The 14,720-nt window shown below is 46.4% G+C and carries 14 protein-coding genes; 5 read left to right on the top strand and 9 right to left on the bottom strand.

What is annotated here, in order from left to right:
• Positions 1-9: 9 nt before the first annotated feature.
• The 4 genes from HQQ92_RS15710 to HQQ92_RS15725 are packed head-to-tail and all read right to left on the bottom strand — an operon-like array spanning position 10 to position 4,028.
• Positions 10-630 (bottom strand): NADH:ubiquinone reductase (Na(+)-transporting) subunit D, encoded by a 621-nt coding sequence (locus HQQ92_RS15710; RefSeq protein ID WP_028761892.1) that lies wholly within the window; start codon positions 628-630, stop codon positions 10-12.
• Positions 627-1,433: a Na(+)-translocating NADH-quinone reductase subunit C gene (locus tag HQQ92_RS15715; RefSeq protein WP_105250117.1), complete on the bottom strand. Its 807-nt coding sequence runs from the start codon at positions 1,431-1,433 to the stop codon at positions 627-629. Before HQQ92_RS15715 ends, HQQ92_RS15710 begins: the two co-directional genes overlap by 4 nt.
• On the bottom strand, positions 1,423-2,655 hold the full coding sequence (locus tag HQQ92_RS15720) for an NADH:ubiquinone reductase (Na(+)-transporting) subunit B (RefSeq protein ID WP_028759366.1): 1,233 nt from the start codon (positions 2,653-2,655) through the stop codon (positions 1,423-1,425). Before HQQ92_RS15720 ends, HQQ92_RS15715 begins: the two co-directional genes overlap by 11 nt.
• Positions 2,655-4,028, bottom strand: coding sequence for a Na(+)-translocating NADH-quinone reductase subunit A (locus tag HQQ92_RS15725; protein WP_173246638.1), 1,374 nt, complete (start codon positions 4,026-4,028; stop codon positions 2,655-2,657). Before HQQ92_RS15725 ends, HQQ92_RS15720 begins: the two co-directional genes overlap by 1 nt.
• Before the next feature lie 454 nt (positions 4,029-4,482).
• Here HQQ92_RS15725 and HQQ92_RS15730 point away from each other — a divergent pair, with 454 nt between their 5' ends.
• The 4 genes from HQQ92_RS15730 (at position 4,483) to HQQ92_RS15745 (ending at position 7,545) form a co-directional block, all read left to right on the top strand.
• Positions 4,483-5,523: an NADP(H)-dependent aldo-keto reductase gene (locus HQQ92_RS15730; protein WP_105250120.1), complete on the top strand. Its 1,041-nt coding sequence runs from the start codon at positions 4,483-4,485 to the stop codon at positions 5,521-5,523.
• 107 nt (positions 5,524-5,630) lie between these two features.
• Entirely contained in the window at positions 5,631-6,059 is a 429-nt protein-coding gene (locus HQQ92_RS15735) for a hypothetical protein (protein WP_173246641.1), read from the top strand.
• Between the two features lie 232 nt (positions 6,060-6,291).
• Positions 6,292-7,065: an outer membrane protein OmpV gene (gene ompV / locus HQQ92_RS15740; protein WP_173246644.1), complete on the top strand. Its 774-nt coding sequence runs from the start codon at positions 6,292-6,294 to the stop codon at positions 7,063-7,065.
• Between the two features lie 21 nt (positions 7,066-7,086).
• Positions 7,087-7,545, top strand: a complete 459-nt coding sequence (locus HQQ92_RS15745; RefSeq protein ID WP_028761861.1) for a hypothetical protein — start codon at positions 7,087-7,089, stop codon at positions 7,543-7,545.
• 260 nt (positions 7,546-7,805) lie between these two features.
• Here the strand turns inward: HQQ92_RS15745 and HQQ92_RS15750 are convergent, their stop codons facing one another.
• The 5 genes from HQQ92_RS15750 to HQQ92_RS15770 form a co-directional block, all read right to left on the bottom strand.
• Positions 7,806-9,098: an ATP-binding protein gene (locus HQQ92_RS15750; protein WP_173246647.1), complete on the bottom strand. Its 1,293-nt coding sequence runs from the start codon at positions 9,096-9,098 to the stop codon at positions 7,806-7,808.
• Positions 9,095-9,799 (bottom strand): response regulator transcription factor, encoded by a 705-nt coding sequence (locus tag HQQ92_RS15755; protein ID WP_105250123.1) that lies wholly within the window; start codon positions 9,797-9,799, stop codon positions 9,095-9,097. The genes HQQ92_RS15750 and HQQ92_RS15755 overlap by 4 nt, the downstream gene beginning before the upstream one ends.
• Position 9,800: 1 nt before the next feature.
• The gene (locus HQQ92_RS15760; protein ID WP_028761860.1) at positions 9,801-10,190 is read right to left on the bottom strand and encodes a DUF3019 domain-containing protein; all 390 of its coding nucleotides are present in this window, start codon (positions 10,188-10,190) and stop codon (positions 9,801-9,803) included.
• A gap of 9 nt (positions 10,191-10,199) precedes the next feature.
• Positions 10,200-11,039 carry a MipA/OmpV family protein gene (locus tag HQQ92_RS15765; protein ID WP_028761859.1) on the bottom strand — a complete coding sequence of 280 codons (840 nt, stop codon included), beginning with the start codon at positions 11,037-11,039 and terminating at the stop codon, positions 10,200-10,202.
• A 280-nt stretch (positions 11,040-11,319) separates the two neighbouring features.
• On the bottom strand, positions 11,320-13,020 hold the full coding sequence (locus HQQ92_RS15770; protein ID WP_173246650.1) for a methyl-accepting chemotaxis protein: 1,701 nt from the start codon (positions 13,018-13,020) through the stop codon (positions 11,320-11,322).
• A gap of 346 nt (positions 13,021-13,366) precedes the next feature.
• Between HQQ92_RS15770 and HQQ92_RS15775 the strand changes: the two genes are divergently transcribed.
• On the top strand, positions 13,367-14,716 hold the full coding sequence (locus HQQ92_RS15775; RefSeq protein ID WP_173246653.1) for an aminotransferase class V-fold PLP-dependent enzyme: 1,350 nt from the start codon (positions 13,367-13,369) through the stop codon (positions 14,714-14,716).
• The last annotated feature ends 4 nt before the right edge of the window (positions 14,717-14,720 follow it).

The following is a 14,720-nucleotide window of genomic DNA, read 5'->3' on the forward strand; positions in this document are numbered from 1 at the left end:
ATCTGCTCCTTAACCCCGTTTCCGCTGGATCACATTGATAGTCCAGATCAACACACCAATCAGGAAGAAGGCGCTCGGTGGTAACTTGAACATCTCATTTGGCAAGTACCAGCCGCCATTTTCGATGGTGGTAAACACAGGGTGACCGAATAAATTACCCGTCCCTAACAGCTCGCGTACAAAGGCGACGCTGATCAAAATCAAACCATAGCCTGTCGCATTACCCAGCGCATCGACGACCGCTAAATGCGGTGGATACTTCATGGCGAAGGCTTCTGCACGGCCCATGATGATACAGTTAGTGATAATTAACCCAACGAATACAGAAAGTTGCTTAGATAACTCATAGGCTACATCCTGCAGAACCATGTCGACGATAATCACTAAGGAGGCGATAACCGTCATCTGCGCGATAATCCGCACACTGGTCGGGATAAAGTTACGGATGGCAGAGATAATCAGGTTAGAAAACACCAACACAAAGGTCACTGCCAGTGTCATCACCACAGCGGTTTGCATTGAGTTACTGACCGCCAGTGCCGAACATACGCCCAGCACTTGCATCGCGACGGGGTTATTGGCAAACACTGGCCCCGTTAACATGTCACGCATGGATAAAGTGTTGCTCATTTTGCCTCTCCCAACTCACCTTGCAATTCACCCTGCGTGGCCGTCGCTTTCAGCTGATTGAAGAAGGTTTGAAAACCCTCAACGCCAAACCAAAACTCCATTGCGCGCTGCACGCCGCGGCCCGTCATGGTCGCGCCACTCACCGCATCGACACCATGAATATCGCCTTCTTTAGCGCCGCCTTTCACAAGACGTATCGAAAACTTGCCTTTTTCATCAAACAATTGCTTACCCTTCCATAGTGACACCCACTTAGGATCAGTTAAAAAATCGCCGATACCAGGGGTTTCACCGTGTTCGTACACGACGAGCCCTTTAATGGTGTTGAAATCGGGTTCAACCGCCACATAACCGTAGATCATCGACCACAGACCTTTGCCATAGAAAGGCACAACCACGCTGTCTAACTTGCCGTTGGCATCGAGCACTTTAAACACGCGGGCATCGTTCGCACGGGTTTTAATCTTGGCGATATCTTTTTTCGGCGCACTTGAAGTCTCAGGATTAATTGCCGCCATACGCTCATCGAAATCGAGGACGTTAGCGTCTGAGTCCACCTTGCCTGTATCTAAGTTGATCAATAATGGCTTAACGGATTTAGCAAAAATCTCTCTAAACTCATTGCCCTGACCTAAGTTCACATCGGCGGCCATCAACACATAGCGCTGCACTTCGTCACGTTTTTTGGCGACTTTACGTTCTTTCAATATGCCTGCTGTGCCTGTGATCATAAAAGAGCACAGGAGGCAGAGCGTGATGGTGAAGATCATGGTCCCCACCACAGTATCTTTCTTAAATACCATGACGTTTTAATCTCCGTTTGATGTTGGCGCGGGCCACCAGATAATCGAACAGCGGCGCCCAAAGGTTGGCGAACAGAATGGCTAACATCACGCCCTCAGGCATTTTGGGGTTAGCGACACGGATAAGCACAGTCATAAAACCAATCAAAGCACCGTAGGCAAACTTGCCTTGGCGAGTGTACGAAGTGGTTACAGGATCGGTGGCCATAAACATCATTGCTAGCGCAAAACCGCCAGTGACAAGATGCCAAGTCCACGGCATTGCCATCATTTGATTGCTGCTAGAACCGATGTAATTACACAGCGTTGCTGTCGCTATCATGCCCAGCAACACACCGAGCACAATGCGCCAATCCGCTAAGCGGCTGATCAGCAATAATGAACCGCCGATCAAAATCGCTAAGGTGCTGGTTTCGCCAATCGCGCCCACGGTAAAGCCAAAAAAGTTGTTCCACCAGTTAGGATCGCTAAAGGCGCTAAACCAAGAGTAATCGGCAAAACTCAACTTGCCCGCTGCGGTTTGTGCCAGCGCTGTTGCACCAGAGAAACCATCAACGGCAACGAGCTGTTTAATGGTTGAAACTTCAGATGGATAGGCGAAGTAGATAAAAGCCAAGCCCGCCAGCGCAGGGTTAAGGAAGTTATATCCCATGCCACCAAATAGCTCTTTAGCCACGACCACACCAAAGGAAATCCCCATGGCCACCAGCCACAACGGTGTCGATACTGGCAAGATTAAGGTAAACAGCAGGGCCGTCACGAAGAAGCCTTCGTGCAACTCTTGACCACGAACCCGCGCAAACACCACTTCCCAAAACAAACTGGTGAGCAGTGCTGTCAGGTAAATCGGCAGATAAAAACTAAGACCATAGAGGAATAAACCTAATATCCCAGTGTCTTGGCTAAGGCTGCCAAACAGGGTATTAAAGATTTCTAACTTCCAAATATCTGGCGTCGATAATCCTCCCGCGAGCGCAAGCTGTGCCTGTAGGCCAATGTTATATAGACCGAATAAAATGGCGGGCAGTAAACACAAACCGACTAGCGTCATGGTACGTTTCACGTCAATCGCGTCACGCACATGCACTTGGCCCTTAGTGCTACGACCGTTGGCAATGACGAGTGAGCGCAAAAAGCCCTTCATCGACTTACCCGTTGCGTAGTACTCTTGTTGTAAATCAGAGGCGTCCTGTAAATCAGGTTTTTTCACTTGTTTGGTCATTAACCTTCCCTCTCAATAACATCTAGACAGGCACGTAATTCTTTACCAAAGTCATATTTGCCGGGACATACGAAGGTACACAGCGCCAGATCTTCTTCATCTAACTCCAATGCACCTAAGGCTTGCGCCTCGTCGGTATCACGCACCACTAAGTCTCGAACGAGTAAGGTGGGTAAAATATCCAGTGGCATCACGCGATCTAACTGACCAAAAGCCATCATGGCGCGAGCAGAACCGCCCTGATGAGTCGTAAACTCGAACAATTTAGTCGCACCAAACAGACGTGATGTTACGGCACGAGTGATGGAGAATTTGTCAGAACCACCGCGCACCCAAGGGAGAACATGGTGCTGCGAATCTTCGCCCAACACTGACACTTGGTTGTGGAATCGGCCTAAAAAGTCATGTACGCCCGCCGCGGTATGGCCAGATAACACAGATCCCGATACCACGCGGTTATGGCCAGGTTTGATTTCATCACTCACTAAGGCACTTAGCTCAGCGCCCAATTGAGTGCGCAGTAAACGCGGGTTCAGCACGCTCGGGCCACCTAAGGCGACGATGCGGTCGGTATACAACTCACCGGTTTGGAATAACTTGCCGTAGGCAATCACATCTTGATAACCGATATGCCATACCTGACGTTCTAAACTCACTGGCAAGGTAAAATGAATATGAGTGCCCACTAAACCCGCAGGATGAACACCATCAAAGCGGCGCACCTCAAGTTGTGGTAATGCTTCTTTAACAATCGCTTCGCCCTTATCCTGACACAGGTAAACCTTGCCTTCGGTTAAACGGCTCAACACCAGCAAGCCAGCTTTAAAAGCCTCGGTTTGCTCGGCGATGATCAAACGCGGATCGGCGGCCAGTGGATTAGTATCAATTGCGGTAACAAAAATCCCTGCGGGCGTGCTATCGAGCGCAGGCACGCGCGAGAAAGGCCGAGTACGCAGTGCAGTCCATAGACCGCTTTTCACTAATTGCGCCTGAACGGTTGACCTTGCTAAAGCGGCGATGTCTTGATGGATATCGAAGGAAATCTGCCCATCGCGGTTTTCACCGTCATCACAACGAATGACGACTGATTGTAGAATTCGACGCTCGCCGCGGTTAATTGCTACGACTTGGCCACTAGCAGGTGCAGTGAACAACACACCAGGCGTTTTTTTGTCTTCAAATAGGGCTTGGCCCTTTTGAACAAAATCACCCTCTTCGACCAACATCGTCGGCTTAAGCCCAACGAACTCTTCTCCCAGAACAGCCACTTGGGATGGCTTAGCACCGAGTTCAATGACCTGTCGCGGCTCACCAACAATCGGCAAGTCGAGGCCTTTTTTGATCGTTACAATTTGGTTTGAAAAATCTGCCATCACAAATATCAACCATGAAAAATTTTTAGATAAATTTAGGGTAGAGATTTGTTAACGCAGATTCCGATATTGGCGTCACATTCCGCTGCAAATTCGTAAGTTAGATACGTAAATTTACGCAATTTTGTGACACAGATTCACATCCTTACTTACTGCAATCTGCAAATGTAGTTTTATAACAATTTATTCATAAATACGTCATTACTGATTTAGTAGTACCTAAGGTTCACAAAAATAAGCAAAAATCTCCATTTCAGTGCAGTAAAGCGCTAAAACCGTTAAAAGAGCAACTCAGCGAACAAACTTCAACCAATGGCATGCCTCAAAATGGGGCAGGATGGCTAAACTTGCTGGCTATTTTTAGCGCACTAACATTTCAACCTATGGTTTAACCTTTGCTTTACAGCAAAAGCTTGGTAGCCTCAAACTAAGAGAGTTTCCGTAGGAGAAATAGATGGAATACAGACGCATACCGCATTCTAATCTTGAGGTCAGTAAAATTTGTTTGGGCACTATGACTTGGGGCGAACAAAATACCCAAGCCGAAGCGTTTGCACAGCTGGACTACGCCATAGGCAATGGCATCAACTTTATCGATACGGCGGAAATGTATCCCGTACCACCTAAGCCGGAGACCCAAGGGGAAACCGAGCGTATCCTAGGGCAATATATTAAGGCCCGCGGTAACCGAGACGACTTAGTTATCGCCACTAAAATTGCCGCACCGGGGGGTAAAAGTGATTACATTCGCAAAAATATGGCGCTGGACTGGAACAACATCCATCAAGCGGTCGATGCATCTTTAGCACGCCTCCAAATAGACACTATCGACCTTTATCAAATCCATTGGCCTGACCGTAATACCAACTTCTTTGGTGAACTGTTTTACGATCAACAAGAGCATGAGCATCAAACGCCGATCCTCGAGACCCTAGAAGCGCTCGCAGAAGTGATCCGCCAAGGTAAAGTGCGCTATATCGGGGTGTCGAACGAAACGCCTTGGGGCTTGATGAAATACCTGCAACTCGCCGAAAAACATGGCTTGCCGCGTATTGTGAGTGTGCAAAATCCCTATAACTTGCTTAATCGCAGTTTCGAAGTCGGCATGAGCGAAATCAGTCACCGCGAAAACTTGCCATTACTGGCCTATTCGCCACTGGCCTTTGGCGCCTTGACGGGAAAATATTGCAACGACCAATGGCCTGAAGGCGCGCGCCTGACCTTGTTTAAGCGTTTCGCCCGCTATACAGGTTCGCAAATGGCTCTGGAGGCGACAAAAGCCTATGTCGATTTGGCCCGCGAGTTCAAACTTACGCCCGCACAAATGGCGTTAGCTTTTGTTAACTCACGTAAGTTTGTCGGCTCCAATATCATAGGCGCCACCGACTTATATCAACTGAAAGAAAACATCGACAGTTTAAAAGTCACCTTATCACCAGAGCTATTAGTGCGATTAAACCAACTGTCCGATCAATTTAGATTACCTTGCCCTTAGTCGATAATCGGGTTAAATAGTGGAACTATGGCATCAGGTAAATGCACCTGATGCTATAGGCTTTTCAGCAGTAGAATCACACCTCAATTGATTAAATGGACCTTATCATGTTCTATATACTTTTTTGGCTAATGCTATGTTTTGTCACTGCAATTATAGCTTCCAGTAAAAACAGATCAGCCGTTTTATGGTTCTTCATCTCATTTATTGTGAGTCCATTGATTGGCATTATTTGCGTTGCTTGTATGCCTGCAATCACGAAAAATGAGGCTCAAGCACACACAAATGAAAATGTTCAAGAAGATAAATCACTTTATCGTGACTGCCCAGAATGCGCTGAAGAAATAAAATGCGCTGCCCGAAGGTGTAAACATTGTGGCTCAGAGGTAGTGCCGCAGGAAATACCCCAAGTAGAACATGCTGCAATCTTAGATGAAAATGCTGACGGTCAGCCATGCAGTATCTGTAAAAGTAGAAGAACGCATGACCTATATAACGGTGTCGCTATTTGTAATCAGTGTAAAGTTTGGAATTAGTCTGCTACTTGGTTAATTCGATGACCTAATAGCATCAAGAAACGCTCTTGATGCTATCAATTTTAAAAATTAATAATCTTAAAACCTTATTACAAACCTAATCCCTCCTCGTTTAATAAGAGATTATCCTCCTTTCAAACCTTATCTAGGTTACATTCGGATACAGAGTCCTTTTAAGAAGTGAAATATAGTGGCATCACAGTCACTAGACAGATGTCTTAAGGATAAAAAAATGAAAAAACTTTGCTTTGTAATCACAAGTGTTTTGATGTCAAGCCACGCTCTTGCTGAAAGCAATACCTACATTCGTAACGGTAATATCTATAGTCATCAAGATCAGTTCTTTGCTGGCGCAGGTGTTGCTACTGGTAGTCAATTTTATAAGGGTCAAGATCACCAGACAGGTGCCTATCTCAATGGCGGCTACCACGGTGAAGACTTCAACGCCGATCTGTCCGGCATCAACTACCGCTTTTTAGGCACGAACGATAGTGCCGTTAATTTCAGTATCTTTGCCGTTGCCAATCCCGGCTTTGATGCCGATGATGCGGATATTTTAACGGGCATGAAGGATCGCAAATTCAGTGGTGATCTGGGTTTAAACGCCGACATTCATTTAGGAAATGGCACGCTATCAACCAAATTCCAACACGATGTCACCAATATTTATGATGGTTTTCAGGCTGATATCACCTATTACCATCCAATAAATGTAGGCTTCGGTGATCTGGTGCCTTATGCGGGTGTGCACTACTTCAGTAAAGACTTCGCAAACTACTACACAGGTGTGACACCATCTGAAGCTACGGCGCAGCGCCCTGCCTATCAAGCCGACGGCACCTTTGCCTATAAGCTAGGCTACGCTTTGGTTATTCCAGTCACTAAGCATTTAGATATTACTCAAGCCACAGGTTACTCGCACATAGGTGCCAACATGGCAGACTCTCCGCTAATAGACAGTAACAACCAGTGGGTTACTACCCTTGGCGTGAACTATAGCTTCTAAACAACCTGACGAGACAAGACCATGACACTTATCAGAAAAACGTTTTTATGTGCTGGATTAGCTCTGATGCTTTCAGCTTGTGCCACTTCCTACGATACCGAAAAGCAATTTTGGTCTTTCGGTAAAGGATTTGAAACCGCACAGATTGCACCCGATAGCTGGCAGATAAGCTTTGTTGGCAATACCAACACTGACCGCGCATTGGCCCGAAAGTACGTCATGCGTAAGTCAGCAGAGTTATGCAAACAAGCGGGTTATAACTACTTCACTTTTACTCACGAACAAACCGATCGTGATGCAATTGGCCAGTTTGGAGTAGGAGCGAGCGCGAGTAAGGATATCTTGTGGGGGAGTTCGACGATGAATCAAGAAACCTCTGTCATGGTCGAAGTCACAGGTTTACATAGCAAGCCAGAAAATGCGAGTTCCCGCATCTATGAAACAGATTACATACTTAACAATGTCAATGTGAAAAGTTAATTGCTCATCAAAAATGCACCAGTCTAGATTCTCGTTAGGTATCAAGGCTGGTGCGTTTTATTTATAAATCCCCCTGTTCAGCACCAATTCGTTAGGCACTCATTCGTATAGTGAGTTGAGTCATTCTGCCTCTATCTCTAAATCAACTCAGCAGATTAGATTACGTAGGCCTAGCCGCATTGCTCGCTTCAGCTCATGTTAAAGAAACAGACAAAAACGGCTCAAACCTCGCATTATACCAATCGTATAAAACCCCAACTTTAAACTTCAGCCTTGAATTTTAGTGACATGCGAGCCCCACCCAAGTCAGGAGCACGGCCAATACGTAATGGGGAACCCATCCAACAACCAATTCTATCGACAATCGCCAGACCCATGCCATGACCGGAATTTCCGCGGCTATGCTGACCACGCACAAAAGGTTTAATCACTTGAGCAGATTCCTGTTCATCTATGCCAGGGCCATCATCGTCAACGTGTAACCACGCAATCCCATCTTCCAATGCCAACATCAGCCGGATATTGGCACGGCCAAAACGCAGCGCATTACTGAGCAAGTTATTCACCTGCATTGACAAGTACTTAGGATCTGTTTTGATGTTCAACGGTATTGGGCAGGTGATGAGTTCCACTGAAAACCCTGGGTATACTTGGCCTTGATACTTTTCCAGCAACCAAGTATTAAGCTCAATAGGTTGCCAATCAGGTTGGATATTCGCCTCATCGAGACGGGCATAGCTGAGCAGTGTCATGACCAACTCTTCCATAGTGTCCAGATCGCGGTTCAATCGCTGAAAATACTTCACCCTAAGTTGTTCGCTTTGGGTTTCTTCTAACGCCGCAATACCAAATCGCAGCCGCGCAATCGGAGTTTTTAAATCATGGGAAACTGCCCGACTAAGCAATTTATTATCATCGATCAATTGCTGGATACGATCTGCCATGCGATTGAATTCACTTTCTATTGTGCCTATGTAGGACGCTTTACTGACCACAATTCGCTGCTGTAATTCTCCCATACCAAATGCTTGAGTCACCTTACTGAGATTAACCAGTTGGCGGATTAAAGGAGACACCCACACCAACAAAATCACCACCACACCGCCATAAAAAAGCATGGTATACAGCTTATTCGCGTTAAAACTCACATCGGCTGGCGTCACTATCTGGGTATTGATATTCAGCACCTGACCCGTTTTAGGCAATAAATAGTGCAAAGAGATACCGTCATCGGACTCCAGCAGTAATGATTCCCCTGAATAAAACTCTGTCTTTAGGGCTGAGGGTAAGACAAAATCCGCTTCATTCACCAAAGACAATTGATCTGCATTTCGCTGATTCCAGTTGTCTATAAACGCATTATTAGGGGTGGGATCGTTATCTAACGTTTGCGCCAGTGAGCCGCCCAGCAGTTTTAATGCCGCGAGGTGAGTTGCTGGGCTAGGCGTTTCATTATCAGGATCAATAAGTGTTGCAAATTCACTTATCGACCAGCCTAGGCTGGCAATGGCCACCAGCACGACCAACACCAGAGAAGTCATTAACTTCTTCATAAAGCTTGCTCGGCCTCATCGCGGCAAAACAAATATCCCTTGCCACGAATGGTTTTGACTTTATAGGGCTGACTCAACGCTTCCTGCAACTTCTTGCGTAAGCGCGATATGCGAATATCCACTGAGCGGTCTAGGCCATCGTATTCAATGCCTCGCAGTTGAGCCACCAATTCATTGCGGCTCACTATCGTACCCGCCTTCAATGCCAGCAGCCACAAAACATCAAACTCATTGGCATTCAAATCCAGCGGCTGTTTATCAATGGTGACTGATTTTGCCGTCGCATTTAACACTAAAGAATCAAACACTAATTGCTGCTTTTGCTCCTCATCACTCACTCGGCGTAACAGGGCCTTTATCCGCGCTAACAGCACCTGTGGTCGAATCGGCTTAGTGAGGTAATCATCAGCCCCAGCATCTAACCCGCGGATTTCATCGCCGTCCTCAACGCAAGCCGTCATAAATAAAATGGGCCCAGTATAAAATGCCCTGGCCTCCTTACACACATCGAAGCCATTCTTAACGGGCATCATCACGTCGAGTAGCACTAAGTCAGGCATCTCATCGGCTATCATCTCTAAGGCAAAATCACCTTGGCTAGCCACTGTGACTCCGTAACCGTGATCCAGTAAATAATCACTGATCCACTCTGCCAGTGAGGTATCGTCCTCTACGACTAAGATATGCTTTGCAACTGACATATTAGAATAACCTCCAACCGGACTGACTCTGTTTAGGGGCCTTATAAACCCATGTCACGACCACTTTAACTTGCGCGAGCGGTTGCACATCATCATTACGGATAAGACTAAAAGTCGCCGTTTTATCCCCTTCAAAACTATATTGATATTCTTGCAAAGCTTTGCCAGTCCAGCAGGTTAACTGGTGCTGACGGTCTGTCAGTATGAGGCAGTACTCGCCGCTAGCAGGTGTCTGCCATCGAAACAATACATCTTGATAGCAAGTTTGCCCTTTATGCAGTGCAATGCAGCGTTCTGGGGTTGCGGTAAAAATAACGGCATCATCCTGACTCCAAGCCCAAAAAGGCGCGCTCAGCATCACTACCGCTAACAATTGATAAAATCGGTTCATGCCCTCCTCCTAAAACACATAGCTAAGAGAAGCATTAAAATACGATGTATAACTCGCTTGATTGAAGGGACTGTCGGTCACTTCTTGGGATAACACATTGAAGCGATACATGGCCCGAAAGACAAAGTTTTCACTCAGCGGATAGGCAACCCCTAACTCCATGCCGTAACTGAAAGAGCTATCCGGTCGATACTCAGGAAAGCGTTCAGTGGCTTCTTCCTTACTGATCCCAAAAAGATAGCGATTCAAGGTGGCAGATGAGTAACCTACGCTCCCCAATACGTGAAAATTCCAATTACGAACCTGCCAGGACTTACCCAATCTGGCAGAACTTTGAATACCTTGATCATCATAATAATCAGATACTAACCTATACTGAAAAACATAGTTATCGCCCCAATAACGTGTGGCACGAAAACCGGCACCAACATAGAGAGAATCTTCCGATAGTAGATAAGCATTGCGGCCAGCTTCATCCAGCGTACTGGGATCCACATCAGGACGGGACCAAGAACCTTGTAAGTTAGCCAATAGCAGTTCTAATGACCAATCCTCTGAACTCCAAAGATTAAACCCCAGATTAATGCCATCTTGAGATTGATGGATCATCTCAACAAACAGCCCTTTGTACTGGTACATGCCACTGACTAACAGCGACAACTGTGCAGAACCAGAATCCGTTTGCCGAACATCGACTTGATTAATCCCGTAAACACTCATGCCCAGCTCAAAATCACCGCCGTCAGCAAGGCGATTAGTTCCTCCAGTAACACTGCTCGCAATATCTGATGCTGCAGCGGTTCTAGGAAGAATGCTCAGCGTTAACACAAGAAGCCAAAGAATACGCATGCCCATTTAATTCACATTTTTAGTCGTTATTTAGCGCTACATACTACAACAGTTTGTTGCAAGTCACTGCACAACCAGTATCATTTTTACGGCAATTGTGTGTCGGATAACAAGAGAGACCTATATCTCAAACAACTTGAATCCTGCATCTTCAAATTGTTTGGTGATACACACACCTCACATTGAGTTAAGGCACAAATGAGGCTCAAGCTAAGATGAAGTGGCGCTGTTAAGTTAACCGCTGTCAGTCATTGGCACACTGAATTATGGGCTAATGCATTTAAACAACTCGCACCTTAAACTGCTGCATCGTTTCCCTCAATGAATTAGCCTGCTTAGACAGTGACTCGCTGGCTTTCGCGGTTTCGTTAGCGCTGCTGAGTACCAACTCACCCGAATCACGAATCGCATTAATGCGCTCACTAATATCTTCGGCGGTCACAGCTTGCTCCTCACTGGCGGTCGCGACTTGAGTATTAGCCTGAGTCAGTTCAGTCAACGCATCTAAAATCTCAAATAAGTGCTGCTTGGCTTGATTAACGAGCAGTGATGACTCACTGATTTGCTTATCGTTATTGGCGAAGGATTCGACTGAGGATTTGGCATCTTTCACGAGTGTTTGGATAAGATCGCTGATCTCCTGCGTGGCCGTTTGACTGCGCGTTGCCAATGCCCGCACTTCTTCGGCAACGACAGCAAAACCACGACCTTGATCTCCCGCCCGCGCCGCTTCAATCGATGCATTCAAAGCTAATAAGTTCGTCTGCCCCGCTATCGCATCGACCACAGAAACAAAGTTGAGGATTTTTCCAGTACTCGCTTGAACCTGTTGAATAAGTTGATTCGAATACTGGGCGCTGGCAACCAACTGCTTCGAGATTTTTTCGCTAGCATCGACAACTTCACAACTTTCTTTCACTTTATGCTCGGCTTGTCCCGCTGAGTAAGAAGCGGTTTCTGCACTACTCGCCACTTCAGTGATCGTTGCTGCCATTTGGGTCATAGAGGCGGCGACTTGGTCGGTGTTATCCTGCTGCCTCAACATGGCCTCACGATTATTCTCGGCCACCGCATTAAGCTCAGTCACCATAGAGGCAATTTCTTCACTTCGAGCAATCACTTGGCCAACAGTTTTACTTAAGGTCCACGCCATTTGATTCATACTGACGGTGAGTTCGCCCAGTTCATCCTTAGAATCGACGCGCAGCTCTTGGTTAAAGTTACCCTGTTCCATCTTAGCGGCAGAATTACGTAACCGATTGATAGATTTGACCATGTATTGACTGCAAGCGATGCCAATCAATAAGCCTATGACTAAAGACACGATAGAAATAATCGTTAAGCCATAAATCGCCCTAAGCTCTTCGTCCTCAGTCACAGAAACCGCGGTTTGAGTCATTTGCTCTAACCGCTCAACGAACTGACTTAGCTCAGTATTAAACTCGTTTTGCGCAACCTCTAAGGATTCAACCCGCTTAGCTAAAGCGGCTGGTTCTTCTTTTTGCTGGATACCTGTGATGACAGTAGCAAGTAAAGCTTCATAGTCACCAAAACGTTGAATAATCGTGCCAATATCTTGATTTAGCTGCTGTGTTTTCTCACGTACTTGAGGAGTTTTAGCGTTTTTTAATGCCTCTCCAAGCATGGTTTGAGTCGAGAGCAACTCCTTGCTAATGTCTTCATTGTGCTGAACAACATCCGCAATAAAAGCCGCTAGAATGAGTGGGCTGGATACGGCGTCAACATCCGCGGCACGAAACGCTTTTTCTAGAATGACAGAGCTTTCAAGCTGCTTAATGGTGATGTCTGTCGATAGCCTGACTAATGGAATATTCTCTTCTGCAATGCCATGAATTTCCTCCGATACACGCTGCATCTTCAACAGACTAAATCCAGACAAAATCAAGATCAGCACTAACATCACCCCAACGAGGGCGATCATCTTATGTTTAATCCGTAAGTCTTTTAAAAACTTCACCATAAAACTACTCTCCAGCAAACACTGACAACGAAGGACGTCCAATTTAGGATAGTCGGAGTTTTAACTTTCTGTGGATGAATTAAGCGTAAAGTATTAGCTGAATTTAAAAGAAAAACTTAAACATTAGAAAAATCGCATCATAGCTAAGCTCAATGATGCGTTAGAGTCTAAAACCGTTTGAGGCGTGCGAAATATCTATTAGGCAACAGTTTGAACAGACCTTGGTGAAATTAGGCATTCAATACCACTGTCCAATACCAACGCCTCAACAAACTGCTAAAACTTGCATTCACATGGCAGATCACAGAAGATCCCTTGGCCTTTTTCATTGCCCTTAGCCTCGCCCATGACTCAACCTGCATCGCCTACGCCAAATACTGTGACTAACACAGCGACGAATACAATGGCTGACATTGAAACATCCCATGCCTCGGTGAATGCTATGCCTGATACCACAGTGACACTTGGCTCATCTGAGGCATATCAGCTAAATGCTCAGATTCGGTCGCAATTCCCAGTGTTAAATCAACTGCTTGATGGTTATCCCTTGTGTTATCTCGACACAGCAGCCACCAGCCAGAAACCGCAAATGGTGTTAGATGCCATGGCGCAGTTTTACGCTAACGACAATGCCAATGTACACCGTGCTGCGCATCAGTTATCAGCGCGTTCGACCTTAAGCTATGAGAAAGTGCGCGATCAGTTGCAGCAATTTTTGAAGGCAAAACGCCGCGAAGAAATCATTTTTACCCACGGCACCACAGAATCAATCAACTTAGTCGCCTTTGGACTGACTGCCCAATTAAGCGCTGGCGATGTGATATTAATCGACGCCGCCGCTCACCACGCCAATATCGTGCCTTGGCAGGAACTGGCGAAACGCACAGGGGCAATCATTAAACCAATCCCGCTCTGTCAGGATTGCCGCTTAGATATCATCGCCTATAAAACCTTGCTCGAGTTAAAGCCTAAAATCGTCGCCCTGTGTCATGTTTCCAACGCCCTAGGTACAGTCAATCCCGTGGCTCAGCTAGTGCAGTTAGCGAAAAAACAAGGTGCTATCACCTTAGTTGATGGCGCACAGGCAGTGGCGCATTTAACGCTGGATGTGACTGAAATCGATTGTGATTTTTACGTCTTCTCGGGGCATAAAATGTATGGTCCCACTGGTGCGGGTGTACTTTACGGCCGTTTCGACGCGTTAGATAATCTCGCGCCACTATTAACTGGCGGCGAGATGATTAAACACGTGAGTTTTGAAGCGACAGAATTTGGCAACCTGCCGAATCGCTTAGAAGCGGGCACGCCGCCGATTGCTGAAGTCATAGGTTTGGGCGCGGCCATTACATTTTTACAAACCGAGCTCATGCCGCAGGTTCAAGCTTATGAAGCAGAACTAGTTAACTATTTACAAAGCCAATTGCGCGCGCTCGGTGAAGTGCACTTATACGGCGCCTTTGATGACAATATCGGCGTCGTCGCCTTTAATCTTGCCGGCGAACATCACCAAGATGTAGGCATTTTGCTGGACCAACAAGGGGTTGCCGTTCGTTGTGGCCATCATTGTGCCATGCCATTAATGCAGAGCCTGAATCTTAAGGGCTGTTGCCGCGCCTCTATCGGTATCTACACCAATAAAGACGATATCGACCGCTTTATTGCCGCGTTAGCCTCGGTAAAAGACTTGCTGCTGTAATCCA

The organism is Shewanella sp. DC2-4, assembly GCF_013248875.1.
GTDB lineage: Bacteria > Pseudomonadota > Gammaproteobacteria > Enterobacterales > Shewanellaceae > Shewanella > Shewanella oncorhynchi.